General features: G+C 65.6%; 25 protein-coding genes. 12 read left to right on the top strand and 13 right to left on the bottom strand.

All coding sequences use genetic code 11. The annotated features are described in order from the left end of the window. Positions 1-120: 120 nt before the first annotated feature. Positions 121-2,529: a ligase-associated DNA damage response DEXH box helicase gene (locus FYJ91_RS16090; RefSeq protein ID WP_149523254.1), complete on the top strand. Its 2,409-nt coding sequence runs from the start codon at positions 121-123 to the stop codon at positions 2,527-2,529. A gap of 46 nt (positions 2,530-2,575) precedes the next feature. Here FYJ91_RS16090 and FYJ91_RS16095 read toward each other — a convergent pair whose 3' ends face one another. From FYJ91_RS16095 to FYJ91_RS16110, 4 genes are all read right to left on the bottom strand, one after another. Continuing rightward, positions 2,576-3,619, bottom strand: a complete 1,044-nt coding sequence (locus tag FYJ91_RS16095) for a helix-turn-helix transcriptional regulator (RefSeq protein WP_149523255.1) — start codon at positions 3,617-3,619, stop codon at positions 2,576-2,578. An 84-nt stretch (positions 3,620-3,703) separates the two neighbouring features. Continuing rightward, positions 3,704-5,473, bottom strand: a complete 1,770-nt coding sequence (locus tag FYJ91_RS16100) for an AMP-dependent synthetase/ligase (RefSeq protein ID WP_149523256.1) — start codon at positions 5,471-5,473, stop codon at positions 3,704-3,706. Between the two features lie 54 nt (positions 5,474-5,527). Continuing rightward, a complete protein-coding gene (ggt, locus tag FYJ91_RS16105) occupies positions 5,528-7,255 on the bottom strand; it encodes a gamma-glutamyltransferase (RefSeq protein ID WP_181008536.1) in 1,728 nt (575 codons plus the stop codon). 39 nt (positions 7,256-7,294) lie between these two features. Further along, entirely contained in the window at positions 7,295-8,329 is a 1,035-nt protein-coding gene (locus tag FYJ91_RS16110) for a quinone-dependent dihydroorotate dehydrogenase (protein ID WP_149523257.1), read from the bottom strand. 306 nt (positions 8,330-8,635) lie between these two features. On the opposite strand from FYJ91_RS16110, the gene FYJ91_RS16115 reads away from it, so the two are divergent. The 10 genes from FYJ91_RS16115 (at position 8,636) to FYJ91_RS16160 (ending at position 17,666) form a co-directional block, all read left to right on the top strand. Further along, positions 8,636-9,508 (top strand): helix-turn-helix domain-containing protein, encoded by an 873-nt coding sequence (locus tag FYJ91_RS16115; protein WP_181008537.1) that lies wholly within the window; start codon positions 8,636-8,638, stop codon positions 9,506-9,508. A gap of 78 nt (positions 9,509-9,586) precedes the next feature. After that, positions 9,587-10,012, top strand: a complete 426-nt coding sequence (locus FYJ91_RS16120) for an SUF system Fe-S cluster assembly regulator (protein ID WP_149523410.1) — start codon at positions 9,587-9,589, stop codon at positions 10,010-10,012. After that, positions 10,009-11,481, top strand: a complete 1,473-nt coding sequence (sufB, locus tag FYJ91_RS16125) for a Fe-S cluster assembly protein SufB (RefSeq protein ID WP_149523259.1) — start codon at positions 10,009-10,011, stop codon at positions 11,479-11,481. Before FYJ91_RS16120 ends, sufB begins: the two co-directional genes overlap by 4 nt. Positions 11,482-11,526: 45 nt before the next feature. Next, positions 11,527-12,270, top strand: coding sequence for a Fe-S cluster assembly ATPase SufC (sufC, locus tag FYJ91_RS16130; protein WP_149523260.1), 744 nt, complete (start codon positions 11,527-11,529; stop codon positions 12,268-12,270). Next, complete coding sequence (locus FYJ91_RS16135; protein ID WP_149523261.1) at positions 12,267-13,337, top strand: SufD family Fe-S cluster assembly protein; 1,071 nt, start codon at positions 12,267-12,269, stop codon at positions 13,335-13,337. The genes sufC and FYJ91_RS16135 overlap by 4 nt, the downstream gene beginning before the upstream one ends. Beyond that, entirely contained in the window at positions 13,334-14,536 is a 1,203-nt protein-coding gene (locus tag FYJ91_RS16140; RefSeq protein ID WP_149523262.1) for a cysteine desulfurase, read from the top strand. Before FYJ91_RS16135 ends, FYJ91_RS16140 begins: the two co-directional genes overlap by 4 nt. Then, positions 14,536-15,012 (top strand): SUF system Fe-S cluster assembly protein, encoded by a 477-nt coding sequence (locus FYJ91_RS16145; RefSeq protein ID WP_149523411.1) that lies wholly within the window; start codon positions 14,536-14,538, stop codon positions 15,010-15,012. The genes FYJ91_RS16140 and FYJ91_RS16145 overlap by 1 nt, the downstream gene beginning before the upstream one ends. Beyond that, on the top strand, positions 15,012-15,365 hold the full coding sequence (locus FYJ91_RS16150) for a HesB/IscA family protein (protein ID WP_149523263.1): 354 nt from the start codon (positions 15,012-15,014) through the stop codon (positions 15,363-15,365). Before FYJ91_RS16145 ends, FYJ91_RS16150 begins: the two co-directional genes overlap by 1 nt. A 252-nt stretch (positions 15,366-15,617) precedes the next feature. Next, positions 15,618-15,872 (top strand): hypothetical protein, encoded by a 255-nt coding sequence (locus FYJ91_RS16155; RefSeq protein WP_149523264.1) that lies wholly within the window; start codon positions 15,618-15,620, stop codon positions 15,870-15,872. Positions 15,873-16,061: 189 nt separating this feature from the next. Next, positions 16,062-17,666, top strand: coding sequence for a DNA methyltransferase (locus FYJ91_RS16160; RefSeq protein WP_246152659.1), 1,605 nt, complete (start codon positions 16,062-16,064; stop codon positions 17,664-17,666). Positions 17,667-17,810: 144 nt separating this feature from the next. Here the strand turns inward: FYJ91_RS16160 and FYJ91_RS16165 are convergent, their stop codons facing one another. From FYJ91_RS16165 to FYJ91_RS16175, 3 genes are read right to left on the bottom strand one after another with little or no spacing between them, the layout of a single operon-like run. Next, positions 17,811-18,842: an aldo/keto reductase gene (locus tag FYJ91_RS16165; RefSeq protein ID WP_149523266.1), complete on the bottom strand. Its 1,032-nt coding sequence runs from the start codon at positions 18,840-18,842 to the stop codon at positions 17,811-17,813. 29 nt (positions 18,843-18,871) lie between these two features. After that, complete coding sequence (locus tag FYJ91_RS16170; RefSeq protein ID WP_149523267.1) at positions 18,872-19,450, bottom strand: cob(I)yrinic acid a,c-diamide adenosyltransferase; 579 nt, start codon at positions 19,448-19,450, stop codon at positions 18,872-18,874. 13 nt (positions 19,451-19,463) lie between these two features. Then, positions 19,464-19,688 carry a twin transmembrane helix small protein gene (locus FYJ91_RS16175; protein WP_149523268.1) on the bottom strand — a complete coding sequence of 75 codons (225 nt, stop codon included), beginning with the start codon at positions 19,686-19,688 and terminating at the stop codon, positions 19,464-19,466. A gap of 77 nt (positions 19,689-19,765) precedes the next feature. Between FYJ91_RS16175 and FYJ91_RS16180 the strand changes: the two genes are divergently transcribed. Then, on the top strand, positions 19,766-19,984 hold the full coding sequence (locus tag FYJ91_RS16180; RefSeq protein WP_149523269.1) for a hypothetical protein: 219 nt from the start codon (positions 19,766-19,768) through the stop codon (positions 19,982-19,984). 99 nt (positions 19,985-20,083) lie between these two features. Here FYJ91_RS16180 and FYJ91_RS16185 read toward each other — a convergent pair whose 3' ends face one another. From FYJ91_RS16185 to FYJ91_RS16210, 6 genes are all read right to left on the bottom strand, one after another. Beyond that, the gene (locus FYJ91_RS16185; RefSeq protein ID WP_149523270.1) at positions 20,084-20,656 is read right to left on the bottom strand and encodes a nitroreductase family protein; all 573 of its coding nucleotides are present in this window, start codon (positions 20,654-20,656) and stop codon (positions 20,084-20,086) included. A 77-nt stretch (positions 20,657-20,733) separates the two neighbouring features. Beyond that, positions 20,734-21,168 (bottom strand): DoxX family protein, encoded by a 435-nt coding sequence (locus FYJ91_RS16190; RefSeq protein ID WP_149523271.1) that lies wholly within the window; start codon positions 21,166-21,168, stop codon positions 20,734-20,736. A gap of 110 nt (positions 21,169-21,278) precedes the next feature. Continuing rightward, entirely contained in the window at positions 21,279-22,166 is an 888-nt protein-coding gene (locus tag FYJ91_RS16195; protein ID WP_149523272.1) for an NAD(P)H-hydrate dehydratase, read from the bottom strand. Further along, positions 22,163-22,930 carry a histidine phosphatase family protein gene (locus tag FYJ91_RS16200; RefSeq protein WP_425474040.1) on the bottom strand — a complete coding sequence of 256 codons (768 nt, stop codon included), beginning with the start codon at positions 22,928-22,930 and terminating at the stop codon, positions 22,163-22,165. Before FYJ91_RS16200 ends, FYJ91_RS16195 begins: the two co-directional genes overlap by 4 nt. Then, the gene (gene ypfJ, locus FYJ91_RS16205) at positions 22,927-23,805 is read right to left on the bottom strand and encodes a KPN_02809 family neutral zinc metallopeptidase (protein ID WP_149523273.1); all 879 of its coding nucleotides are present in this window, start codon (positions 23,803-23,805) and stop codon (positions 22,927-22,929) included. Before ypfJ ends, FYJ91_RS16200 begins: the two co-directional genes overlap by 4 nt. Positions 23,806-23,965: 160 nt before the next feature. Then, on the bottom strand, positions 23,966-25,102 hold the full coding sequence (locus FYJ91_RS16210) for a tyrosine-type recombinase/integrase (protein ID WP_149523274.1): 1,137 nt from the start codon (positions 25,100-25,102) through the stop codon (positions 23,966-23,968). Positions 25,103-25,104: the final 2 nt, after the last annotated feature.

Consider the following 25,104-nt stretch of genomic DNA (forward strand, 5'->3'; position numbering starts at 1 on the left):
GTCATTGCGAGCGTAGCGAAGCACTCCATTCCGGCGTTGGAGTGGGTTGCTTCGTCGCCTTTGGCTCCTCGCAATGACGAGACTTGGGGGTTGAGCCAGGCGTGCTTATCTAACGGATAGATGCCCGCCCTTCCCCCCGCCCTTACCGACTGGTTCGCCGCGAAGGGCTGGGACGTTCGCCGTCATCAGCGCGAGATGCTGGCGGCCGCGCGCGATGGACGCGATGCGCTGCTCGTGGCGCCGACGGGATCGGGCAAGACGCTGGCGGGGTTCCTGCCGACGCTCGCCGAGCTGATCGAGAATCCGCAGGATGGGCTGCACACGCTCTACGTTTCGCCCTTGAAGGCGCTCGCGGTCGACATCCAGCGCAACCTGTTGGGGCCGATCGAGGAGATGGGGCTCGATATCCGTGTCGAGACGCGCACCGGCGACACGCCATCCGATCGCAAGGCGCGGCAGCGGGTGAAGCCGCCGCAGATCCTGCTGACCACCCCCGAATCACTCAGCTTGCTGCTGTCCTATCCTGAGAGTGCGACCCTATTCGCGAGTCTGCGGACGGTCGTGATCGACGAAGTTCACGCTTTCGCCACCACCAAGCGCGGTGATCTGCTCGCCTTGTCGCTCGCTCGGGTCGCCAGCCTGGCGCCCGACATGCGCCGCGTGGCGCTCTCGGCGACGATCGCCGACCCCGATGCCTATCGCGGCTGGGTGTCGGGTGACGGCGATTATGAACGCGTCGCGTTGGTGCAGGGCGATGTCGGCGCGCGGCCGCAGATCGACATATTGATCCCCGAAGATCGCATCCCCTGGGCCGGCCATTCGGGCCGCTATGCCGCGCAGCAGGTGATGGCGGAGATCGAAACGCATCGCACCACGATCATCTTCTGCAACACCCGCAGTCTGGCCGAACTGATCTTCCAGGATCTGTGGAAGGCCAATGACATGGGCCTGCCGATCGGCATCCACCACGGTTCGCTGTCGAAGGAGGCGCGGCGCAAGGTGGAAGGCGCGATGGCCGAGGGGCAGCTGCGCGCATTGGTCGCGACCGCCAGCCTCGATCTCGGCGTCGACTGGGGCGACGTGGATCTGGTGATACAGATGGGGGCTCCCAAGGGGGCGTCGCGCCTGCTCCAGCGGATCGGCCGCGCCAACCATCGGCTCGACGAGCCGAGCATGGCGGTGCTCGTCCCCGGCAACCGCTTCGAATATCTCGAAGGGCGCGCCGCACTGGACGCGATCGACGCGGGCGAGCTCGACAATGATCCCTTCCGCCCCGGATCGATCGACGTGTTGGCCCAGCATGTCATGGCGCTCGCCTGTGCAGGGCCGTTCTTTGCGGAAGACATGCTGACCGAGGTCAACCGCGCCGCGCCTTATGCGACGCTCGCCGCCGACCAGTTCGATCGCGTCCTCAACTATATCGCCAATGGCGGCTATGCCCTGCGAGCTTACGATCGGTTCAAGCGGCTGACGCGCGACCCCGACGGGCGCTGGCGGATCAGCCACCCGCAATTCATCGCGCAGCATCGCCTCAATGCCGGGATCATCGTCGAGGCGCCGATGCTCGACGTGCGTTTCAGGAACGGCCGCAAGCTGGGCAAGGTCGAGGAGGGGTTCGCCGCGACGCTCAGCCCCGGCGACGCCTTTTTCTTCATGGGACTGGCGCTCGAGGTCGAGAAGGTCGACGTTACCGATCTGATCGTCCGCGCCACCGCCAAGCCCGCGCGCATCCCGACTTATGGCGGCGCGCGCATGCCGATCTCGACCCATCTCGCCGATCGTGTGCGCCATTATCTGCACGAACCCGAACAATGGCCGCGTTTTCCCGGCGATGTGCGCGAATGGCTGGAGATGCAGGCGCGCCGTTCGCGCCTGCCCGCGCCCGACGAATTGCTGGTCGAAACCTTCCCGCATCAGGGACGCCATTATTGGGTGATCTACAGCTTCGAAGGGTGGAATGCGCACCAGTCGCTGGGCATGCTGCTGACGCGGCGGATGGAGAGCGCGGGGTTGCTCCCCCTCGGCTTCGTCGCGTCGGACTATGCGCTCGCCTGCTATTCGCTGAAGCCGGTCGAAGATCCGCGCGCCTTGTTCAATGCCGAGATACTGGAGGACGAGTTCGTCGCCTGGGTCGAGGGATCGGCACTGTTGAAGCGCGCTTTCCGTGAAGTCGCGGTGATCGGCGGCCTCGTCGAGCGTCAGCATCCGGGCAAGAAGAAATCGGGGCGGCAGGTCACCTTCTCGACCGACCTGATCTACGACGTGCTGCGCCGCTACGAGCCCGATCACCTGCTCCTCGACGCCGCCTGGGCCGATGCGCGCGCCAAGATGACCGATGTCGGGCGGCTGGGTGCGCTGATCGAGCGCGCGGGCGATTCGATGGTGCATGTGCCGCTCGACCGCGTCTCGCCGCTTGCGGTGCCGGTGCTGGTGCTGATCGGGCGCGAGACGGTGGCGACGGGGCTTGCCGACGATGCGCTGCTGATCGAGGCGGAAGCGCTCGCAGCGGAAGCGATGCGGGAAGGCTAGACCGAACGAACCTCGTCATCCCAGCGAAAGCTGGGACCTCTGGAGATCATCCCCGCATCGATGCCAGCACCGACACCACTTCGGCCTGTCGGGTCACGCCCATCTTCGCCATCAGGCTTTTAAGGTGCGACCGCGTGGTCGAGATCATCGTGCCGGCCAGATCGGAATGGTCCTGGGGCGAAAGGCCGCCGAGCAGGCTGGCGCATAGTCGCTCTTCGGCGGCCGTAAGCCCGTAATGGATCGCGGCATCGCGCACGCGGCGCGCGGCTTCGGCGGCGGTGTCGCGCACGCGGATCAATGCCAGCGGACGGCGGCTCGGCGGATCGCGGACCGGATCCACCTCGATCGCCCAACGCCCGACGCGCAGCAGGCTGCTCTGGCCCGCGCCACCCTGCGTCGCCATGCGGATAGCCGCACCAAGGCCATGCCCGACATCGATCCGCTGCTGCCCGCCGGCTTCGGTCGTGCGGACCGGCGCGTCGACCGGGATCGGGTGGTTGATCCACACCAGCCCGAATCCGCGATCGGCGAGGATCGTGAGCGGCGCGCCATCCTGCGCGAGTTCGAGGCGGGAGATATGGTCCGCCTGCTGCTGCAGCCTTGCGGTGGTCAGGAAGGCGCGGCGCAACGAAGGGAGCAGCGAATCGAATCGCGCCTCGGCTGCCTCATCGAACGGCCCGACGCTCAGCGCGCGTTGGAACGACAGGGCATAAGTCTGCCCTTCGAGGTGAAAATGCGCGCCCATGCAATGCACATAGTCGGCGCGTTCGCGCATATAGTCCGTGTAGAACTCGCCGTTCAGGAAGCTGTTCACCGGGATATGGTGATCGAGGCTATGCGCCTTGCCGGGTGACAGCGTCATGCCCTTGGCCAGCCACGGATCGATCGCGTAGAAACGCTCGACGTAGAGGCGCTCGCCGCTCATGTCGAAGCCGTGGGCGGTCATCACCTCGCCATGCGTCGGATTGACCCGCTGAATCCAGCAGCCCTGCGTGCCCAGCACCGCCGACAATTGCGGCCCAAGCTCCGCCATCGCCTCGGCGTGCAGCCCGGCGTCGAAAATAGCATCGTCGATCGCAGACGAAAGCATACCCCAATTCCCCGGGCGCAATCGTAATCGCTCGGTCGCTGTCGTCCAACGGATTCTTGTGAATTTGTTGAAAACTAATTCAGATCAGTTTTTGTAGAGCGTGTCGATCCGATCGCCATAGACCTGACGGATCGCGTGGCGGCGCGCCTTGAGCGAGGGCGTCATCTGCTCGTTCTCGATCGAGAAGGGCTCGTCGGCAATCAGGATGCGGCGCACCTTTTCGATCACCGAAAGCCCGCCATTGACCTTGTCGACCGCAGCCATGAGCGCGCGGTGGAAGGCCGGATCCTCCTTGAGCGCGTCGAGATCGCGGGGCTTGTCGTTTGCCGCCGCCCATTCGGCGATCCATTCGGCATCGGGCACGATCAGGCCGACGATGTAGGGCCGCCGATCGCCCGAGACGACCGCCTGCGCGATTTCGGGCTGGAGCGTCAGCATCCCTTCGATCCGCTGCGGAGCGACATTGTCGCCCTTGTCGTTGATGATGATGTCCTTCTTTCGATCGGTGATGACGAGGCGACCGGCTGCGTCGAGATGGCCGATATCGCCGGTGTAGAGCCAGCCGTCCTTCAGGACGCGCGCAGTCTCCGCCTCGTTGCGCCAATAGCCGGCCATCACGAGTTCGCCCTGCACCAATATCTCACCATCCTCCGCGATCTTAACGGTGACATCCTTCATCGGCGGGCCGACCGTCGACGAATCGATGCCTGCCGCAGGGCGGTTGCACGAGATGACCGGTCCCGATTCGGTCTGGCCGTAGCCCTGAAGCACGGTGACGCCGAGGGCTGCGAAGAAATTGCCGACGTCTGGATTGAGCGGCGCTCCGCCCGAAACCAGCGCCTTCACCCGCCCGCCGAAGCGTTTCGACACCTTGGGCTTCAGCAGCAGGTCGATCGCGAGCTTGGCAGGGCGATCGACGAGGCGGACGGGGCCGGTGCCCAGCGCGATCGCCTTGTTCAGCAGCTTCTGCCCGATCCCGCCCTGTTTCTCGACCGCCTTGATCAGCCGCGCGCGGATCAGTTCGAACAGGCGCGGGACGACGACCATGATCGTCGGGCGAACCTCCTCGATATTGGCGGTGAGCTTCTCCAGCCCCTCGGCATAATAGATCTGACCGCCCAGCCCGATCGGCAGGAACTGCCCGCCCGAATGCTCGTAGGCGTGGCTCAGCGGCAGGAAGCTCAGGAACACCTCGTCACCCCAGCCGAAATCATTCTCGATGATGTCGATGCAGCCGGCGACGTTGAGCAGGATCGCGCCATGATGCTGGCGCACACCGCGCGGCGCGCCGCCAGTGCCGCTGGTGTAGATCAGGCAGGCGAGGTCGGACCGCTTGAAGGCGGCGGCCGCCGATCGTGCTTCGCCGATATCGACGGGGCCGGAACACATCACGTCGAAGCCGACGCAGCGCACGCTGCTCTGCCCCAACGGCTCCATCGGGATCACCAGTTCGCACGCTGTCGACCGCACGACTGCGGGCAGCAGCGTCTGCGCGAGTTTCGCGTTGGAGACGATCGCTGCGCGCGCGCCGCTATTCTCCAGGATATGCGCGTGGTCGCGCTCGGTGTTGGTGGTGTAGGTCGGCACGGTCACGCAGCCAGCCGCCATGATGCCCAGATCGGCGATGCACCAGTCGGGTCGGTTCTCGCTGACCAGCACCACGCGGTCGCCGGGGTTCAGCCCTTCGGCGCGCAGCGCCTTGGCGAAGGCGGCGACGCGGCGCGCGGCCTCGTTCCAGCTGATCGATGTCCAGGCGCCGTCCTGTTTGGACCACAGGAAGGGGGCGTCTCCCTTCGCTTCGGCGCGCGTGAAGAACATCGCGACGAGGCTGTCGAAGCGTTCAAAGCCAGGCATCACATCTCCTCGTCACCGTTCCTTGAATGACGGTGATCTCTCTTGGTTCCTACCTTATTCGGACGGACGGTTCACCTGGTCGCCGATCGGCCTGGGCTTCACCGCCTTGCCGTCGAGGCCCATCGACACGCCTTCGCTGCGCGGATCGGCCGCGCCGCGCGTCGTGCCGCCGACGAACTCGATCGCATTGGCCTTCAGCCCCAGCGGCGCGACGACGACCTTCTCGCCCAGCGCCTGCAGTGCCGGCACCATCGCTTCGCGCTCGGTGCCCTTCTCTGCGACGGCGTTGAGCGTGGGGGCGTAGAGCAGGCCCAGCGAGATCGCGTCCTGTGCGCTCAATTTCCAGTCGACGACGCCGATGATCGCCTTGGCGACCTGCGCGATGATCGTCGATCCTCCCGCCGCGCCGATCGACAGGCGGACCTTGCCCTGGGGATCGTAGACGATCGTCGGAGACATCGAGCTGCGCGGGCGCTTGCCGCCTTCCACGCGATTGGCGGCGCGATAGCCGTCCTTGACGGGAAAGAAGTCGAAATCGGTCAGCTCGTTGTTCAGGAAGATGCCGTTGGTGGTCAGCCCCGATCCGAACACGCTTTCGATCGTGACCGTTGCCTGCGCGACGTTGCCGGCGGCGTCGACGACGGTCAGCGAGCTGGTGCCATGTTCGGGCTGCAGATCGGCGCGAACGCGCTTGGGAGCGCCTGCGGGCATGCCCGGCTCGACCGAGGTCATCGTGGAGCTTTCGGAGATCAGCGCCGAACGCCTGGCGATATAATCCTTCGCCAGCAGCCCCGCGATCGGCACCTGCACATATTGGGGATCGCCGAGCCAGGTGTCGCGATCGGCATAGGCCAGGCGTGAGCTTTCGGCGAACAGATGCCACGCGACGGGCGAATCCTTGCCCAGCTTCGCCATGTCGAAGCGTTCGAGCTGTTTCAGGATTTCGAGCACGATCACCCCGCCCGAAGCCGGCGCGCCCATCCCGCAGATCTTGTAGCCGCGATAGGTGTCGCACACCGGCGTGCCGTCCCGCGCGCTGTAGGTGCTGAGGTCGCCCGCCGTCATCTTCGACGGGTGGCGCGCCGATCCATTGACCGTCGTCACGATGTTCTGCGCGACCGGCCCGGTGTAGAAATAGCCCGGTCCGATGCTCGCGATCTTGCCGTAGAGATCGGCGATATCGGGATTCTTCATGACGGTGCCGACCGGCTTGGCGGTGCCGTCCGCATTCTTCAGATAGCCGGTCGCCCAGGGCGTGAAGAAGCTGGCGGGCATGCGCGACACGAAATTGTAGAAGCGCGGGGTGATCGCCCAGCCGTCGCGCGCATAGCCGATCGCCGGCTGGAACAGCGCAGGCCATTTCAGCTTGCCATGCTCGCGATGCGCAGCCTCCATCAGCCGCAATTCGCCGGGCACGCCGACGCTGTGCCCGCTGTTGATCGCGTCGCGGAAGGGCAGCGGCTTGCCGTTCGCATCGAGGAACCAGTTGCCGTCGGCCGCCATCGGCGCGGCCTCACGCGCATTGTAGGTCGAAATCTTCCGGGTCTTCGCGTCGTAATAGACCAGGAAGCCGCCCCCTCCGATCCCCGAATGGCCCGGTTCGACCACGCCCAATGCCGCCATCACGGCCACCGCCGCATCGGCCGCGGTGCCGCCCTGTTTGAGGACTTCGATGCCCGCAGCCGCCGCGCGCGGATCGGCGGCGGAGACCATCGGCTCGGCGGCGAGCGCCGGCACGGATGCGGAGAGGAGGAAGGCGGCGGCGACCAGCTGTTTCTTCATGGGGCTAGACCCTAACCGCCTTTGCCGCCCGGGCAAGCCTCAGGCGGTGCCGACAGCCTCGGAAACACTCGAAAAGCCATCGCGCGCCATCAAGGCTGGCAGGCCGCGCTTGATCCGCATCGCAAGGTCCGGTCCTTCATAAACCAGCGCCGAATAGATCTGGACCAGGCTCGCCCCCGCCCGGATCCGCGCCCAGGCGTCTTCGTCCGTCTCGATTCCGCCGGCGGCGATCAGGGGGATGCCGCCCTCGGTCGCGCGGCGGAAGTCGCGCAGCCGATCGAGCGCGAGTTGCCTGAGCGGTGCGCCCGACAGCCCGCCGGTCTCGCCGGCATGACGCGATCGAAGCGGCGGGCGACCGATCGTGGTGTTCGACACGATCAATCCGTCGAGCGGGCGATCAGCCAGCGCTGCCGCGACGTCGTCGATGTCGGCGGGTTCGAGATCGGGCGCGACCTTGAGAAAGATCGGAATGGCCTTGTCCCCGCGTGCCTCGCGCACGGCGGCGAGCAGTTCGTCGAGCGCGGCCCGATCCTGGAGCGCGCGCAGCCCCGGCGTATTGGGGGAGGAGATGTTGACTGTCAGGTAGGTCGCCACCCCCGCCATCACCCGCACGCCGTTCGCATAATCGGCGATGCGATCGGTGGCGTCCTTGTTCGCGCCGATATTGACGCCGACGATACCGGGTCGTTCCCGGCGACGCAGCAGCCGTTCATAGGCGGCCGCCTGTCCGCCATTGTTGAACCCCATCCGGTTGATGACGGCACGGTCCTCGGCCAGCCGGAACAGCCGCGGGCGCGGATTGCCGGCCTGGGGAAAGGGGGTGAGCGTGCCCACCTCGACGAAATCGAAACCGCGCCCGAGCATCGCGTCGGGCACCTGCGCGTCCTTGTCGAACCCGGCTGCCAGGCCCACCGGCCCCGGAAAATCGATGCCTGCCACCGCTATCGCCAGCCGCGGATCGGGCGCTGGCGCAACGCCGTCAGGCGCTATGCGAAGCGCGCTTATGGCCAGACGGTGCGCACGTTCGCCGTCGAGGCGGAACAGGAGCGGGCGGATCATGGCATAGGTCGACATGGCCCGCCGCTTAGCGGCATTTTCGCGCTCGTGGAAAGTCTCGCCGAAACGGAGAGGTCTCTCCCCCAAAAAGGGGATGCGTCGTCCCGCCGGTTCGGCGAAGGAACGGATGAAAGCAATTCGTCGAATCCGTGCAATTTTTCGACGAGAAGCTTGCATAGTTAAGCGAGGCGACCCGAGGGGCGCGGCCGGTTTCGGCAGCACCCTTCAACAACTGGATCCGGCGCGTTCGCGCGCCGGATCCAATTTTATCAGGGAATCACGGTCGCTTCGGACGAGGGGACTGTCGATATGCCTATGATGGCGATGTTCAGGCGATTGGAGCGCGCGTCGCCCATCGGCCTTCGTCATGTTGCACCGTCACCCGCGCTGCGGCCTTATGTGTCGAGCTTCTCGGTGTTCCACGCTGATCTGGCGGAGATCGACGAGCCGATGCGCGCCGATCTTCCGCAGCTGCGCTTCGTACTCGCCGGGCAGAGTGAGATGTCTTTGGCGGGCCGTCCGCCCGAACCCCTGCCGCCGATCAGCCTGGTCGGGCCGACGATGGCGGCCGCGCGATTCCGTGCGAAGGGGCCGATGCTGATGTTCTCCGCGGCGCTTCTGCCCGCAGGCTGGGCGGCGTTCGTGCGCGAGGATGCGATGCTTTATCGCGATCGGCAGATCGACGCGACGCACATCTTCCCGGCCGCTGGCGACGTCCTCGACGCGATGGCGAGGTTGCCGATGGTGTCGGCGATGACCGAGGCGCTCGATCGGTTGCTGATCGGCGCGCTGCCCGGACCGCGCACGCGCATCGATCTGTCGAGCCGCTTCACCGCGATCACCGACCGGTGGCTGCTCGGCGCGCCGTCGCCCGATGTCGGCGACCTGCTCGGCCAGCTCGAATTGTCGGCACGCCAGGTCGAACGGCTGGCTGGGCGTCTGTACGGCGCGCCGCCCAAGCTGCTCGCGCGCAAATATCGCGCGCTGCGTTCTGCCTCGCTGTTGCGTCACGATCCGGCGCAGTGGCAGGCGACCGCCGCCGAAGCCTTTTACGATCAGTCGCACATGATCCGCGAAGTGCGGCACTTCACCGGCCTCACCCCGCGCCGCCTGCAGATCGATCCGCCGATCATGATGCGCTTGAGCCTCGAACGGCGGAATTTGGACATCCTGCCCCCGCTCGCCGCCCTCACCTGAAGGGTTGACGCGAGGGGGCCGAACGCCCATTTGCCCAATCGGATCGAATCAGTCCGATTGAAGGGATGTCTGCGCGAGATGCGCCTGTCGAGCTTAGCCGATTATGCCGTCGTGATGTTGTCGGCCGCCGCCCGTCACGGGATTGGCGGGCGCCTGACCGCGACGAGCCTGTCCGAAGAAACCGGCGTTCCGCTGCCCACCGCACAGAAATTGATGGGGCGGCTGGCGGCGGCGGGGTTGCTCGTCTCCACACGCGGCACCGGCGGCGGCTTCGCGCTGGCACGTGGTCCGGGCGCGATCAGCCTGGCCGACATCGTCGAGGCGGTCGAAGGGCCGATCGCGCTGACGGCGTGCGTCGACGATCATCGCCACGATTGCGGGCTCGAAAGCGCTTGCCGGGTCAAGCCGCACTGGGGCGTCGTCAACGGCACGATCCGCAGCGCGCTGGGTGGTGTCAGTCTTGAGACCCTTTCCGGAGTTCAGGCGTCGGGAGTTTCGGCATGAGTGACGTCCGCAACGCCGAAGCGCAGGCCGCCGCCGATCGCGCGTCGACCTACGAATGGGGCTTCACCAGCGATATCGAGCAGGACTTCGCGCCGAAGGGGCTTTCCGAAGACACTGTCCGCTTCATCTCCGCCAAGAAGAACGAGCCCGAATGGATGCTCGAATGGCGGCTCAAGGCCTATCGCCACTGGTTGACGATGACGCCGCCCGACTGGGCGAAGCTCAACGTGCCGCCGATCGATTATCAAGACGCCTATTATTACGCGGAGCCGCGCAAGAAGGACGGCCCGGCGTCGCTCGACGAGGTCGATCCCGAAATCCTGCGCGTCTATGAGAAACTCGGCATCCCGATCGAGGAGCAGAAGGTGCTCGCGGGCGTCGAGGGCGCGCGCAAGGTCGCGGTCGACGCGGTGTTCGACAGCGTTTCGGTCGCCACCACCTTCCGCGCCGAGCTTGAGCGCGCGGGCGTCATCTTCCGTTCGATCTCGGAGGCGATCCGCGAATATCCGGATCTGGTGAAGCGCTGGCTGGGCAAGGTCGTGCCGATGCGCGACAATTATTTCGCCACGCTCAACTGCGCGGTCTTTTCGGACGGCACCTTCGTGTACATTCCGGAGGGCGTGCGCTGCCCGATGGAGCTGTCGACCTATTTCCGCATCAACGCGGAAAATACCGGCCAGTTCGAACGCACGCTGATCGTCGCCGACAAGGGGTCGCATGTTAGCTACCTCGAAGGCTGCACCGCGCCGATGCGCGACGAGAACCAGCTGCACGCGGCGGTAGTTGAACTGGTCGCATTGGACGATGCCGAGATCAAATATTCGACCGTCCAGAACTGGTATCCCGGCGACGCCGAAGGGCGCGGCGGCATCTACAATTTCGTCACCAAGCGCGCGCTCTGCCAGGGCAAGAACAGCAAGGTGTCGTGGACGCAGGTCGAAACCGGATCGGCGATCACCTGGAAATATCCCAGCTGCGTCCTGGCGGGTGAGAACAGCGTCGGCGAATTCTATTCGGTCGCGGTGACCAACAATCGCCAGCAGGCCGATACCGGCACCAAGATGATCCACCTCGGCAAGAATACGAAGTCGACGATCGTGTCGAAAGGCATTTCGGCCGGGCGTTCGGACAACACCTATCGCGGGCTGGTGCGTGTCGCCCCGACCGCCGAAGGCGCGCGCAACTTCACCCAGTGCGACAGTCTGCTGCTGGGCAGCACCTGCGGCGCGCACACCGTCCCCTATATCGAGGTGCGCAATCCCTCCGCGCAGATCGAGCATGAGGCGACCACGAGCAAGATCAGCGACGACCAGCTCTTCTACGCGATGTCGCGCGGGCTGGATCAGGAGGCGTCGGTCGCCCTGATCGTCAATGGCTTCGCGAAGGAGGTGCTCCAGCAACTCCCGATGGAGTTCGCGGTCGAAGCGCAGAAGCTGCTGGGGATCTCGCTGGAGGGTTCGGTCGGATGACCATCATTTTCTTCGTCATGCCGGACGTTTCGTATGGAAGCCAGAATGCTCAAGATTGAAAACCTCCACGCCGAAGTCGATGGCAAGGCGATCCTCAAGGGGCTGTCGCTCACGATCAATCCGGGCGAGATCCATGCGATCATGGGGCCGAACGGGGCGGGCAAGTCGACCTTGAGCTACACGCTCGCGGGGCGGCCCGGCTATGACGTGACCGAGGGCAAGGTGACGTTCGACGGGCAGGATCTGCTCGATCTCGAACCGCATGAGCGCGCGGCCGCCGGCCTGTTCCTGGGCTTCCAGTACCCGGTCGAGATTCCGGGCGTCTCCAACGTCCAGTTCCTGCGCGAGGCACTCAATGCGCAGCGCAAGAAGCGCGGCGAGGATGCGCTGTCGGGCGGCGATTTCCTCAAGCGCGCGAAGGTGCAGGCCGATGCGCTCGGCTTCAGCATGGACATGCTCAAGCGGCCGGTGAACGTCGGCTTTTCGGGCGGCGAGAAGAAGCGCAACGAAATGGTGCAGATGGGGATCATCGATCCCAAGCTCGCGATCCTGGACGAGACCGACAGCGGCCTCGACATCGATGCGCTGCGCGTCGTGTCCGACGGCATCAACCGGATCATGCGCACGCCCGACAAGGCGGTGCTGCTGATCACCCATTATCAGCGGCTGCTCGATTATGTGAAGCCGGACTTCGTCCACGTCCTCGCGGGCGGGCGCATCGTGCGCACCGGCGGCGCGGAGCTTGCGCACGAGCTCGAGCGCGAGGGCTACGGGACGATCGCGGCGTGACATTGGCGCTCCCCACGACGCGCGATGAAGATTGGCGCTGGTCCGACCTGTCGGCGCTGCCCGCGCTGGCGGATGCGGCCGCGAACGGCGGTGCCGTCGTGCCGCGCTGGATCGGCGAGGGGCCGCGCCTGCTGTTCGTCGACGGGCGTTATGATGAAGCTGCGAGCGACCCCGGCCCGGTGACGATCGGTGCGATCGACGCCGCGACCGATCATCCGCTTGGGCGCCTGGCGACGGGCGCCGGCTGGACGCTGTCACTCGATAAGGACGGCTTTGGCGGCACGATCGAGATCGTCCATATCGCGATCGGCGGGGCGAACCACGTACCCGCGCGCATCATGCTGGCCGAGGATGCGACCGCGTCGATCGTCGAGAGCTATATCGGCGATGGCTGGGCGAACCGGCTGACCCGGATCGACCTTGCCCGTTCGGCGCGGCTGATGCGCGCGATCCGGATCGATCAGGCGTCGGGTTTCACTTCGCTGCGCGACGAAGCGACGCTGGCGGGGGGCGCGAGCCTCGTCACCACGATCCTCGGCGCTGGCGAAGGCGGCACGCGGATCGATGCGCATATCGCGCTCGACGGCTCTGGCGCCTTTGCCGAACATGGCGGCGCATTGCTGGCGCGCGATGCCCAGCGTCACGACGCCGCGATCGTCGTCCGCCATGCCGCGGCCGAGGGCACCAGCCGCCAGCTGTGGCGCGCGGTGGCCGACGACAAGGCGACCACCAGCATGGCCGCCCGCGTCGAAGTCGCCCGCGACGCGCAGAAGACCGAAGGCGAGCAGTCTCTGCGCGGCCTGATGCTCAAGCGCACCGCGACGGTGAATCTGAAGCCTGAGCTCGAAATCTTCGCCGACGATGTGAAGTGCGCGCATGGCGCGACGGTGGGCGAACTCGACAAGCGCGCGCTTTTCTACATGGAGTCGCGCGGTGTGACGCCGGATCGCGCCAAGGCGCTGCTCACCCACGCCTTCATCGCCGACGCGCTCGACCGGATCGGCGATGCGCCGGCGCGCGAGGCGTTCCTCGCCGACGCCGATCGCTGGCTGGAGGCGCGCGCATGAACGCCCCCCAGAACAAATGGGCAAAGGACTTTCCGGCCATCCCCGAGGGCTGGCACTATCTCGACACCGCCGCCACCGCGCAGAAGCCGCGCCAGGTGATCGATGCGATCGAGCGTGCTTATGCGCGCGATTATGCGACCGTGCATCGCGGCGTCTATCGACGCTCGGCCGACATGACGATTGCCTATGAAGCGGCGCGCACCCGGGTCGCGCGCTTCCTCAACGCGGCCTCGCCCGACGAAGTCGTGTTCGTGCGCGGGGCGACGGAGGCGATCAATCTCGTCGCGCAGAGCTGGGGCGTCGCAAACCTCAAGGCCGGCGATCGCATCCTCGTATCGCAACTCGAACATCATTCGAACATCGTGCCGTGGCAGATCATTCAGGATCGCACCGGTATCGCAATCGACGTCTGCCCGCTCACCGAAGACGGCAAGATCGATCTCGACGCGGCCGAGGCGATGCTGACCGAAAGCCACAAGCTCGTGGCCTTCGCGCATGTCTCGAACGTGCTCGGCTCGATCCTCGATGCGAAGCGCGCGACCGATCTCGCGCATCGCGTCGGCGCGAAGATGCTGATCGACGGCTGCCAGGCGGTGCCGCGCATCGGCGCCGACGTGCAGGCGATCGGCTGCGACTTTTACGTCTTCTCCGGCCACAAGCTCTACGGGCCGACCGGCATCGGTGCGTTGTGGGCGAAGGGCGAGATCCTGAACGCGATGCCGCCGTGGCAGGGGGGCGGATCGATGATCGACCGCGTCACCTTCGCCAAGACCACCTGGGCGCCCGCGCCACAGCGTTTCGAAGCGGGGACGCCGAACATCGTCGGCGCGCTCGGCCTCCATGCCGCGATCGATTATGTCGATGCGATCGGTCTGCCCGTGATCCACGCGCATGAGGCGGCTTTGGTGCAGGCGGCGCGCGAGGCGCTGGGCGCGGTGAACAGCGTCCGGCTGTTCGGGCCGGCGGATTCGGCGGGCATCGTTTCCTTCGCGATCGAGGGGGTGCATCCGCACGACATCGGCACCATATTGGACGAAGGCGGGGTGGCGATCCGGGCCGGGCATCATTGCGCCCAGCCTTTGATGGAGCATCTCGACATTCCCGCCACGGCACGCGCGAGCTTCGGCATTCACAATGACGAGGCCGACGTCGCGGCGCTGGCAAAGGGCATCGAACGCGTAACACGGATTTTCGGATGATGGACGAGCAGGAACCAGTGAAGGTGGAAGAGGTCGAAGCCGTGGCGGCCCCGCCCAAGGCGCGCGTCGATCAGGTCGACGATGCGGCGCCCGCTGCGCCTGTTCGCCAGCGCGACTATCTCGGCGATTTCCTGGCGGAAAAGCCCAAGCCCCTGTCGGGCCATGAGCCGGGCGGCGATCTCTATGAGGGCGTGATCGACGCGCTCAAGGAGATTTACGATCCCGAAATCCCGGTGAACATCTACGAACTCGGGCTGATCTACGGCGTCGACATCACGGTCGATGGCCATGCCGCCGTCACGATGACGCTGACGACGCCGCATTGCCCGGTCGCCGAATCGATGCCGGGCGAGGTCGAGCTGCGTGTCGGCGCGGTGCCGGGGATCGGCTCCGCCGAAGTTGCGCTCGTCTGGGATCCGCCGTGGGATCCGCAGAAGATGTCGGACGAAGCCAAGCTCGAACTGGGGATGTTGTGATGACGACCACCACCCGCGCCCGTCCCGCCGCCCTCACGCTCACGGCCTCGGCCGAAGCGCGCATCGCGCATCTGATGTCGCAGGCGCCCGCCGACGCGATCGGCGTCAAGCTGTCGACCCCGCGTCGCGGTTGTTCGGGGCTGGCTTATTCGGTCGACTACGTCACCGAAGCCGATCCGTTCGACGAGAAGATCGAGACCCCCGGCGGCGCCTTCTATGTCGACGGCGGATCGATCCTCTATCTGATCGGGTCGACCGTCGAGTGGGTGGAGGACGATTTCACCGCCGGCTTCGTGTTCGCGAACCCCAACGCGAAGGGCAGCTGCGGCTGCGGCGAGAGCTTCACGGTCTGACCTGAGAAATCCTCCCCGATACGGGGAGGTGGCATGCCGAACGCATGACGGGGGGTTACCACCAGGCGAATGACCGGCTCATAACCCTGCGCCGCGATCGTCCCGGCCAGGAACCGCGCGCCGAACACCTCGACGAGCCCCAGCGCGATCGAGAAGATGCCGAGCGCGAGGCCGACCGTTGCGACGTCCATGATGCCCCCCTCCATCCTGTTGTTGCGATGCTGTATAGCAGGCGGGGAGCGAGGTGGGGACATGCCGAAACGCAAGCAGGATCTGGCGGCGCGCAAGACCGACGCGATCGGCGCCAGCGCCACGGGCGCAGGCGCGCTGGGCGCCGCGGCGATCGGATCGCTGATGCTGGGCGCGGTGGCGTTCGGCGCGGTCGCCATCGGCGCCTTCGCGATCGGGCGGCTCTCGGTGAAGCGCGCGCGGATCGGCACGCTGCGGATCGACAAGCTGGAGATCGGGGAAGTGGAGCGGGTGGGCGGTGATGGCGTCGATCAATAGTGAATCGAATTAATGGCATATCGATCCGATCCGGACGCGGATGCGCTGGCCGAATGTTGACGAACGGCGTCTCCTTTGCCCCTGCCAACGGGGAGGGAGCTTGCTCCAATTCGGACTATGTTCGAGACACGTTCACGATTTGATCGAGTAAGCCTGCGCGGCAGAAGACCGAGCAGGAGTAACAGGGCGTTGAGTCAGCTCTATTATGGAGACAATCTCGATGTCCTGCGCGAGCATGTCGCGGATGAGAGCGTCGACCTGATCTACCTCGATCCGCCGTTCAATTCGAACGCCAACTACAACGTCCTGTTCAGATCACCCACGGGCGGACAGTCCGACGCACAGATCGAGGCGTTCGAGGATACCTGGCACTGGAACGACAAGGCCGAGGATGCCTTCGATCGCGTCGCTCACAGCGGCAACACCAAGGCGTTTGACTTGCTGAACGCCATGCGCGCCTTCCTCGGCGAAAACGACATGATGGCCTATCTGGCTATGATGGCGGTGCGCCTGATCGAGTTGCATCGTGTGCTGAAGCCGACCGGAAGCCTGTACCTCCACTGCGATCCGACCGCGAGCCATTATTTGAAGCTGTTGCTGGATGGTGTTTTTGGTGCGGACAAATATCGCAACGAGATCGTGTGGCGGCGTACGACGAGTCACAATTCCTCCAACCGTTACGGGAAGATAGCCGACACCATCTTATTCTACACAAAGTCCGACAGTTGGACGTGGAACGACGTCAGGACCGCGTATAGCGAGGCCCAGCTTGGGCGATATCAAGAGGATCAGAACGGAAAGCTGTTTCGCGCGGAAAACCTCACGGCAGACCGGCGCAACTCGAATTCGGGTAAGTTCGAATGGCGCGGAACCACACCGCCGTCCACGAGAGGTTGGGCTTACTCGATCGAACAGCTTGAGCAGTGGTGGAGCGAGGGGCGTATCCTGAAGAAGCGGGACGGATCGCCGCGCATGGATGGGCTGAAAATCTATCTGGAAGGCCTCGAAGGGCAGAAACTGCAGTCCGTTTGGACCGACATTCCTCGAATCGGCAACACTTCGGCGGAAAGGCTTGGCTATCCGACGCAAAAGCCGGTTGCGTTGCTAGAGCGGATCGTGGCGGTGTCGTCGAATGAAGGCGACGTCGTACTCGACCCGTTCTGTGGGTGCGGCACGGCTATCCATGCCGCGGAGAAGCTCGGGCGCCGCTGGATCGGAATCGATGTTACGCACCTGGCGATCAGCCTGATCGAGAAGCGGATGCGGGATGCATTTCCCGAGGTCCAACTCGCAGTCGAAGGCACCCCGAAAGACCTCGCCTCTGCCGAAGACCTCGCCGCGCGGGACAAATATCAGTTTCAGTGGTGGGCGGTGTCGATGGTCGATGCAATGCCGTTCGGGGGCAAGAAGAAGGGGGCCGACGGCGGGATCGACGGGATCATCTATTTCAAGCCCGACGGGCGGCGGACCGAGAAGGCTCTGGTGTCGATCAAGGGCGGCCAGAATGTCGGCGTTCAGATGATCCGCGAGCTGCATTCGGCGATGGAGCGCGAGAAGGCGCCGTTGGGCGTGTTTGTCACCAAGACCTCGCCATCGAGCGTGATGGAGAAGGAGGCCGCCGCCGTTGGACGTTTCCATTCGGAAGCGACCGGCAAAAGTTATCCGCGGCTCCAGATTCTGACATTGGCCGAATTGTTTCAGGGTAAGCGGCCCGACATTCCCTATGTCGATCCGACGGCCGCCTTCAAACAGGCTGCGCGCGAAAGCACCGCCCGTCAGCCGATATTGCTTTAGGGTCGCCATCGCCGCCTTGGCACCTTCACAAGTAAAGCGATGCTGGCGAGAGGAAGGACGCCTACGCGCGCAATGTGCAGTAGCGATGTGCCTGCCGCATGAGCGACGACACGATGCGTTGATCCGCTACGATATCGCCACTCTTCAATAACGCGCGAAGAGCGGCGGGTTTCGTTCGCTGGCGAACTGGCGGAAATGGCTGTCGGGATAGGTCAGGGGCGTCTGGCTGGCGGTGTCGAGCCGGGCGATCTCGTCGGCGGAGAGCGTGAGGTCGGCGGCGGCGAGATTGTCGCGCAACTGGTCGTCGCTGCGCGCGCCAATGATGACGCTGGTGACGCCGGGTCGCGCGAGCAGCCAGGCGAGCGCGACCTGCGCGGGGGATACGCCGTGCGCATCGCTAATCGCGGCGGCGACATCGACGACGGCGCGGGCGCGGTCATTGTCGGCGCCGGTCAGGCGGTTGCTGCGCGCGAGGCGGGTGTCGGCGCTGTCGGCGCCGTCGCGGAACTTGCCGGACAGATAGCCCTGGGCGAGTGGGCTCCAGATCACCGCGCCCACCCCCTGATCGACGCCGCAGGGCAGCATCTCATGTTCGGCATCGCGGACGAGCAGCGAGTATTGAATCTGCTGGCCGATATAGCGTTCGTAGCTAAGCCGGTCGGACAGGCCCAGCGCCTTCATCAGCTGCCACCCTGCATGGTTCGAACAGGCGACGTAGCGGACCTTGCCGGCGCGGACGAGATCGTCGAGCGCGCGCAGCGTCTCTTCCATCGGCACCAGCATGTCGGGGCCGTGGACCTGATAGATGTCGATCCAGTCGGTGCCGAGGCGCTTGAGGCTCGCATCGCACGCTTCGATCAGGTGGCGGCGGCTGAGACCCCGCCCATTGGGGCCGGGTGAGGTGACGTTGAACGCCTTGGTCGCGACGATCACGTCGCGGCGCTTGGTGCCCAGCGCTTCGCCGAGAATCTCCTCCGATCGGCCAGCGGCATAGGTGTCGGCGGTGTCGAACCAGTTGACCCCGGCGTCGATGCACAGATCGATCTGGCGCTTCGCCGTGTCGATCCCGGTGGTGCCGATCGCGTCGAAATAGCCGCCCTTGTCGTTGAAGGTCATCGTGCCGAAGCCGATCACCGACAGGGCAAGGCCCGACCGGCCCAGGAAGCGCGTTTCCATGATTCTCTCCCGTTATCGGGAGGAGACTATCAGCGCGTCGCGCCCGGCTTCCATAAAATGTCGCCGCGGCCTTCGAGGTTGAGGAAGCGGGCGAGGACGAACAGGAGGTCCGACAGCCGGTTCACATAAGCGAGGCCGGCAGGGTTGAGGCGGATGTCGGCACCGGCGGCGACGGCGGTGCGCTCGGCACGGCGCGCGATGGCGCGGGCAAGGTGGACGGCGGCGGACGCGGGGTCGCCGCCGGGCAGGATGAAGCTGCGCAGCGGCGCCAGCGACTCGTTCATCAGGTCGATCTCGCGTTCGAGCCGTTCGACCTGCGAAGGGATGATGCGCAGCGTCATCTCGCCGGGGGCGAAGTCGTCATCGTCGGCCGCCGGGGTGGCGAAGTCGGCGCCGAGATCGAACAGCTCGTTCTGGACGCGCGCGAGCATCGCGTGCTGCGCCTCGGGCATCGGATGGATCAGCGCGACGCCGATCGCCGAGTTCAGCTCGTCAATATCGCCGATCGCGGCCATGCGCGGGGCGGCTTTGGACAGGCGCGATCCATCGACCAGGCCGGTTTCGCCCTTGTCGCCGGTGCGCGTGTAGATCTTGTTGAGGCGGACCATTGCGGGTGCAGTGTTACTTGCGGCTCATGATGAGCAGCAGGATGACCAGGATAACGGCGATCGCCTGAAACGCGATGCGCATCCGCATCATCTTGTTCTGCTTCAGGCCCGACTGGCTGACCCCGCCGCCCTTCAGATCGGCTTCGGTGGTCTGCAAGAAGGCGATCACGCCGCGGACGAGGGCGACCACGGTCGCGAGCATCGCCGCCAGGATTGCGATGAAGAAGAAGGTGTTCATGGGGGCTGTCTTAACCCCGCACGCGGTTCCGCGCCAGCAATGTTGCCAATCGCGCCTACGATACCGATATTCAGAGCATGAACCTGATATCGATTCTCGTCGGCCTCGTCGCGCTCATCGCGGCCCTGGTCGCCTTCATCCCGCTGCTCGGCTGGATGTACTGGCTGATCATCCCCATCGCGATCGTGGGCTTCGCGATCGGCCAGTTTTCGAAGAGCAGCGCGGGGCGCAACCTCAACCTGCTCGTCATCGTCGTCGGCGCGGTGCGGCTGAGCATCGGCGGCGGGATTTTCTAAAGTCTTCGTCATTGCGAGTGTGACGAAGCAATCCTTTCCGTAGTCAGGAGTGGATTGCTTCGTCGCGTTTCAGGCTCCTCGCAATGACGAGGTTTACGGTCAGGCGTTCGGGAAGTTGCCCGCGACCGCGATCTGTTCGATCGTCTTGCGGTCGCTCTTGACCTCACGCTCGCGCAGGCCTTCCGGCAGGGTCGAGGCGTCGGCCGGGCGGCCCACCACGGCTGCGGCTTCGACGCGGTAGCGATCGGGAACGCCGAGTTCCTTGGCGGCTTCGGCGAACTCGACACCAGTCATGCCGTGCGCGGCCAGACCCATCAGATGCGCCTGGAGCGCGAGGCTCATCCATGCCGAGCCGGTATCGAAGCTGTGGCTGTGGCCGGGATGCTCGCCCATCATCGTGTCCGATACGAAGAAGATCAGCACGCCGGCTTCTTTCGCCCAGCTCTGGTTGAAGGGCACGAGGAGGTTGAGGAAGCGATCCCAATTGGCATCGCCCTTCACCGCGTAAAGCAGCGTCCAAGGCTGGTAGTTATAGGCGGACGGCGCCCAGCGCGCGGCATCGAACAGCGTGCGCAGCTCGGCCTCGGTCAGCGCGGTGCCGTCGAAAGCGCGGGGGCTCCAACGGTCGAGGAACTGGTTGTGGATCTGGGTGTCGCTGGTGCGGTCGGTCATCGAAAATCTCCTTGGGAGCGAAAGGGGTGCCGGGCGACCGTGGGGGGGGGCAGGGGCCGCCCGGCGGGGGTGAGCGTTTAGCGGCGGCGGGCGTCCACGCTGTAGGCGCCGGCCCCGAAGGCGACGATCTGCAGCAGGCCACCGGCCATCGCGATATTCTTGAAGAAGTGGATGAACTGGTTCTGATCGGCGAAGTCGGCGTGGAAGCCGAGCGCGGTGACGACACTGAACAGCGCCAGGCCGGCCGCGACGATCCGGGTGCGATAGCCCGCGATCAACAGCAGGCCACCGACGACCTCGATCGCGATCGCAACGCCCAGCGCCACTTCGGGAAGCGGCAGACCCGCCGAGCGGATGTAGGCGAGGTTATAGGCCGGCGCGCTGAGCTTGGCGAAGCCCGACAGCACGAAGATGGCGGCGATGCCGACGCGGCCGATCAGCGGCAGCGCGGCGAAGGGAAGGCCCGAGCCGACGGCGACGCGGGTCGGGGCGGTGATCGTTTCGTGGCGCATCAGATGCACTCCTCACAAGTCCGTGGGGCGCCGCGACGGCGTCCGATGGGTGGTTTGTGGGCCTCAATCCGGCTTCGAAACAGACGAATAAGATGAAACGATTTGTTCGATCAAATCGAAAAGCTGTCGACGAGCAATCCGGGCAGTTCGGGTGGAAGATCGCGGGCGAGAAAGCCGATCGGGCCGATCTTCCCCGCCGCAATGCGCCCAGCGGCACCGTGGAGCCAGACGCCCCATGCTGCGGCCGCTCGAGGCTTGAGGCCCCGGGCGAGCAGCCCGCCGATCGTTCCGGCCAGCACGTCGCCCGACCCGCCGGTGGCGAGGCCAGGGCACAGGCTTGCATGGACCAACGGCGGCTGGCCCGGCGCGGCGATGATCGTCCTCGCCGCCTTGAGGACGACGACGGCGCCGAAGCGTTCGGCGACATCCTGCGCGATCGTGGTGGGATCGTCGGCGACATGATCGCGCGGGTGACCGGTCAGCGCAGCCATTTCGCCATGATGGGGGGTGAGGACGACGCGGCCGCGATGCGCGGCGATGGCGGGGCCGAGATTGCCGGCGCAAGATATCGCGGCGGCATCGAGCAGCACCGAGCAATCCTCGCGCGGGCCGGCGAGCGCCCGGGTCACGAGTTCGGCGGTCCCTTCGCCCTCGATCATGCCGGGGCCGAGGATCAACGTGTCGCAGCGCCCGATCAGATCGACGATATGATCGGCGGCCTCGGCGGCGATTTCGCCCAATGCATCGGCGGGCAACGCGATCATCGCGGCTTCGGGCACCAGCACGCCCAGCGCCATCGCGGCGGACGCGACCGTCGCCATCTGCAGCTTGCCCGCGCCGACACGCAGCGCCGCCTCCGCCGTCAGCCGCAGCGCGCCGGGAACGAAGGCGCCGCCGCCGACCAACAGCACGCGCCCGCGGTCATTCTTGTCGTCGGTGCTCTCCGCCTTGGGCAGCGGGTGCGCCTTGAGCCAGGCCGGATCGAGCGCCTCGATCATCCGCGCGCTGCGACGATCGGGTCGGGTTCGTCGGTGACGGGCACTGCCTGTGCCTCGACCGGCGCGGTGACGTTGTAGCGCGCGAGGACGAGGTTGCCGTCGCGGCCCTTGGTGGGATCGAAGCGATATTCGGTGATCGAGCAATTGGCGACGTCGCCTTCGGCATCGATCGCCAGGATCGCCCGCTCGTCCATATTCTCGACGATATAGCGCAGGCACAGGACAACCACCTGGTGCGCAAAGATCATCACGCGGCGCCCGGAATAATGGAGCGACACGGTGTCAAGCAGCGAGCGCAGACGCAGGATGACGTCGCACCAGCTCTCGCCGCCCGGTGGCCTGTGGTAGAATTTGCCCAGGATTCGGCGAAACTCGGCCTGTTCGGGCAGATGGTTGCGGATGCCGAGGCTGGTGAGCCCGTCGACGATGCCGAACTCCTTCTCACGCAGCCGCTCGTCGCAGCAGATCGGCTCGTCCTCGTCGGCGCCGCCGGCCGCGCGGAACAGCTTGGCGGTTTCCATCGCACGCAGATAGGGCGAGGCGATGATGACGTCGGGGCGCTCCTCGGTCGGGTTTTCGGCGAACCAGCGGCCGAGCGCGTCTGCTTGTTCGCGGCCAAGGTCGCTTAAGGGCACGTCGACGTCGCGGCCTTCGATCGCGATCCGATCATGTCCGGCGTCGTCGGCAAAATCGCGCGCGACATTGCCGGCGCTCTGCCCGTGGCGGACGATCCAGAGGCGGGCGGGCCAGCGTTGCGCCATCATGCGCCCCCGAACGTGTCGCACATGCGCGGATCGCCCGAATCGAGGCCCTTCTTGAGCCACTTCTGGCGATCGGCGGCGCTGCCATGGGTGAAGCCTTCGGGCACCACCACGCCCTGCGACGCCTTCTGCAGCGTGTCGTCGCCCACTGCGGCGGCGGCGCGCAGGCCCTCCTCGATGTCACCGGGTTCGATCACGCCCTTGGTGTTGGCGGCCCAGACGCCGGCATAGCAATCGGCCTGCAACTCGACCTTGACCTGCAGCGCGTTCGATTGGCCTTCGGACAGGCGCGCCTGCTGCTGACGTACCTGTGCGAGGCGGCCTTCGAGATCCTGGATGTGATGGCCGACTTCGTGCGCGATCACATAAGCCTGCGCGAAATCGCCCGGCGCGCCAAAGCGGGTCGACAGTTCGTCGAAGAAGCTGGTGTCGAGATAGATGCGCTTGTCGGCGGGGCAATAGAACGGTCCGGCGGCCGATTGCGCCGCGCCGCAGCCCGACTGGGTGTTGCCGGGATAGAAAGCGAGGATGGTCGGCTCGTAACGGCTGCCCGATGCCTCGAAAATCTTGCCCCAGACACGCTCGGTCGAGCCGAGGATCTTGAGCGAGGTGGATTGGACGGGGCTCTTTTCGCCAGCTTCGCCCGATCCCCCACCCGGCCGCGTATCGGCCGGACCCTGCTGCATCTGGCCTTCGGTTGCGACTCCGATCAGGCTGAGCGGGTTGATCCCCATCACCAATGCCAGGATGCCAAGGACGACGATCCCGCCGCAACCGATCCCGCCACGCCCGAAGGCGAGGCCGATCGGCAGCCCGAATCCGCCGCCGCCCGACCGGACCTCGTAATTGGTGCTTTCCGCCTCGTCATCGAGCCGCATGGGCCATCCCTCTCCTGCTCCAAGCCTTTAAAGACTCCGCAGCGAGCAGGGTTCCTTGTGCCCGCGCCGATCCGCTTCTATAGGCCACCCCACCAGCGAAGTCGGGGAGTGGCGCAGCCTGGTAGCGCATCTGGTTTGGGAGCCGAAACTCTACTGGCCCCTAGCGCTTTGAATTAGCGCGCTTTTCCACCTTATCAGCCGCCGCCGGTTCGGGACTATTCCGGGACTTCTCCGCTGCGAGCATCGCCGATCGCACGTCATCCTCGATCGCGTGGGCGTATCGGGCGGTCGTTGAAATATCGACATGGCCGAGCAATTTCTGCGCGACTTTGAGATTGCCCGTCGCGCGCAGGATACGGGTGCCGGCGGTGTGGCGCAGATCGTGGAAGCGGAAATCCTCAATGCCGGCATCGGCGAGCGCTTGGCGCCACTTGCGCGCCCATCCCTGCTTGCTGAACGGATAGCGCTGGCCCGCGAGCCGGCGCGGGCGATCGGGACGGGGCGGTGACGGGCGTTCACACACATAGGTGAAGACGCGCGGTCCAACCTTCGGCCGCGACCGAATGATCTCCATCATGCGCGGGGTCAGCGGAAAGCTGTGGTCGACGTGGGTGCGCTTGCCGGTTCCCTTCGTCCTCACAACGGCGCGGCCATCGTCAAGATCGACGCGGTTCCACAGCAGCTCGATGACGGCGGTGCGACGCTGCCCCGATAGCATCGCGAATTCGGCGACGGCGGCGAGATCCTCGGGCAGCTCGGCGAACAGCTTGGCTTCCTCGGCGGGCTTCAGCTCACGCACCCGTTCCTTGGGTTCGGAGAGGCGATGCGCGCGCCACTCTGCATAGGGCGCGTCGTAACCGCTCTTGCGGATGTAGGCCCATACACGGCCGGCGATCTCAAGCTCGCGGTTGACGCTGGCGTTGCTGATCAGGGTCGCGCGCCCCTTCGCCTTTTCGCCGCGTCGCCGGGCGACATAGTTGCGCTCGATCTCGGCGAACCCGAGCTGGTGCATGAAGGTGGTGGCGCCAAGCAGGCGGCGCAAATGTTCGAGCTGCCCTTCGGTGGTCTTGGCGTTGCCTTCGAACTGACCGACCATTTCCCACCATAGGCCGAAGCCTTGGTCGAGCGTGATCTTGGGCACCACCTTGAGGCCGCTCGCGATCTGCTTGCGCAGCGTCGCTTCATAGGCGTTGGCATCGGACTTGGCCGTGCACATTGTCGAGCCGCTGTAGCGCGTGCCCTTGAACTGGAAATCATAGTGGTAGAACCGGCTCTTGACCGGCTTATAAACGCTCATGG

The organism is Sphingomonas montanisoli (assembly GCF_008274695.1).
Taxonomy (GTDB): Bacteria; Pseudomonadota; Alphaproteobacteria; order Sphingomonadales; family Sphingomonadaceae; genus Rhizorhabdus; species Rhizorhabdus montanisoli.

Excerpts from the sequence above, each read along its gene's own strand:
- FYJ91_RS16090 (WP_149523254.1), top strand. The coding sequence starts at position 121 with ATGCCCGCCCTTCCCCCCGCCCTTACCGACTGGTTCGCCGCGAAGGGC.
- FYJ91_RS16095 (WP_149523255.1), bottom strand. The coding sequence starts at position 3,619 with ATGCTTTCGTCTGCGATCGACGATGCTATTTTCGACGCCGGGCTGCAC.
- FYJ91_RS16100 (WP_149523256.1), bottom strand. The coding sequence starts at position 5,473 with ATGCCTGGCTTTGAACGCTTCGACAGCCTCGTCGCGATGTTCTTCACG.
- ggt (WP_181008536.1), bottom strand. The coding sequence starts at position 7,255 with ATGAAGAAACAGCTGGTCGCCGCCGCCTTCCTCCTCTCCGCATCCGTG.
- FYJ91_RS16110 (WP_149523257.1), bottom strand. The coding sequence starts at position 8,329 with ATGTCGACCTATGCCATGATCCGCCCGCTCCTGTTCCGCCTCGACGGC.
- FYJ91_RS16115 (WP_181008537.1), top strand. The coding sequence starts at position 8,636 with ATGTTCAGGCGATTGGAGCGCGCGTCGCCCATCGGCCTTCGTCATGTT.
- FYJ91_RS16120 (WP_149523410.1), top strand. The coding sequence starts at position 9,587 with ATGCGCCTGTCGAGCTTAGCCGATTATGCCGTCGTGATGTTGTCGGCC.
- sufB (WP_149523259.1), top strand. The coding sequence starts at position 10,009 with ATGAGTGACGTCCGCAACGCCGAAGCGCAGGCCGCCGCCGATCGCGCG.
- sufC (WP_149523260.1), top strand. The coding sequence starts at position 11,527 with ATGCTCAAGATTGAAAACCTCCACGCCGAAGTCGATGGCAAGGCGATC.
- FYJ91_RS16140 (WP_149523262.1), top strand. The coding sequence starts at position 13,334 with ATGAACGCCCCCCAGAACAAATGGGCAAAGGACTTTCCGGCCATCCCC.
- FYJ91_RS16145 (WP_149523411.1), top strand. The coding sequence starts at position 14,536 with ATGGACGAGCAGGAACCAGTGAAGGTGGAAGAGGTCGAAGCCGTGGCG.
- FYJ91_RS16150 (WP_149523263.1), top strand. The coding sequence starts at position 15,012 with ATGACGACCACCACCCGCGCCCGTCCCGCCGCCCTCACGCTCACGGCC.
- FYJ91_RS16155 (WP_149523264.1), top strand. The coding sequence starts at position 15,618 with ATGCCGAAACGCAAGCAGGATCTGGCGGCGCGCAAGACCGACGCGATC.
- FYJ91_RS16165 (WP_149523266.1), bottom strand. The coding sequence starts at position 18,842 with ATGGAAACGCGCTTCCTGGGCCGGTCGGGCCTTGCCCTGTCGGTGATC.
- FYJ91_RS16170 (WP_149523267.1), bottom strand. The coding sequence starts at position 19,450 with ATGGTCCGCCTCAACAAGATCTACACGCGCACCGGCGACAAGGGCGAA.
- FYJ91_RS16175 (WP_149523268.1), bottom strand. The coding sequence starts at position 19,688 with ATGAACACCTTCTTCTTCATCGCAATCCTGGCGGCGATGCTCGCGACC.
- FYJ91_RS16180 (WP_149523269.1), top strand. The coding sequence starts at position 19,766 with ATGAACCTGATATCGATTCTCGTCGGCCTCGTCGCGCTCATCGCGGCC.
- FYJ91_RS16185 (WP_149523270.1), bottom strand. The coding sequence starts at position 20,656 with ATGACCGACCGCACCAGCGACACCCAGATCCACAACCAGTTCCTCGAC.
- FYJ91_RS16190 (WP_149523271.1), bottom strand. The coding sequence starts at position 21,168 with ATGCGCCACGAAACGATCACCGCCCCGACCCGCGTCGCCGTCGGCTCG.
- FYJ91_RS16195 (WP_149523272.1), bottom strand. The coding sequence starts at position 22,166 with ATGATCGAGGCGCTCGATCCGGCCTGGCTCAAGGCGCACCCGCTGCCC.
- FYJ91_RS16200 (WP_425474040.1), bottom strand. The coding sequence starts at position 22,930 with ATGATGGCGCAACGCTGGCCCGCCCGCCTCTGGATCGTCCGCCACGGG.
- ypfJ (WP_149523273.1), bottom strand. The coding sequence starts at position 23,805 with ATGCGGCTCGATGACGAGGCGGAAAGCACCAATTACGAGGTCCGGTCG.
- FYJ91_RS16210 (WP_149523274.1), bottom strand. The coding sequence starts at position 25,102 with ATGAGCGTTTATAAGCCGGTCAAGAGCCGGTTCTACCACTATGATTTC.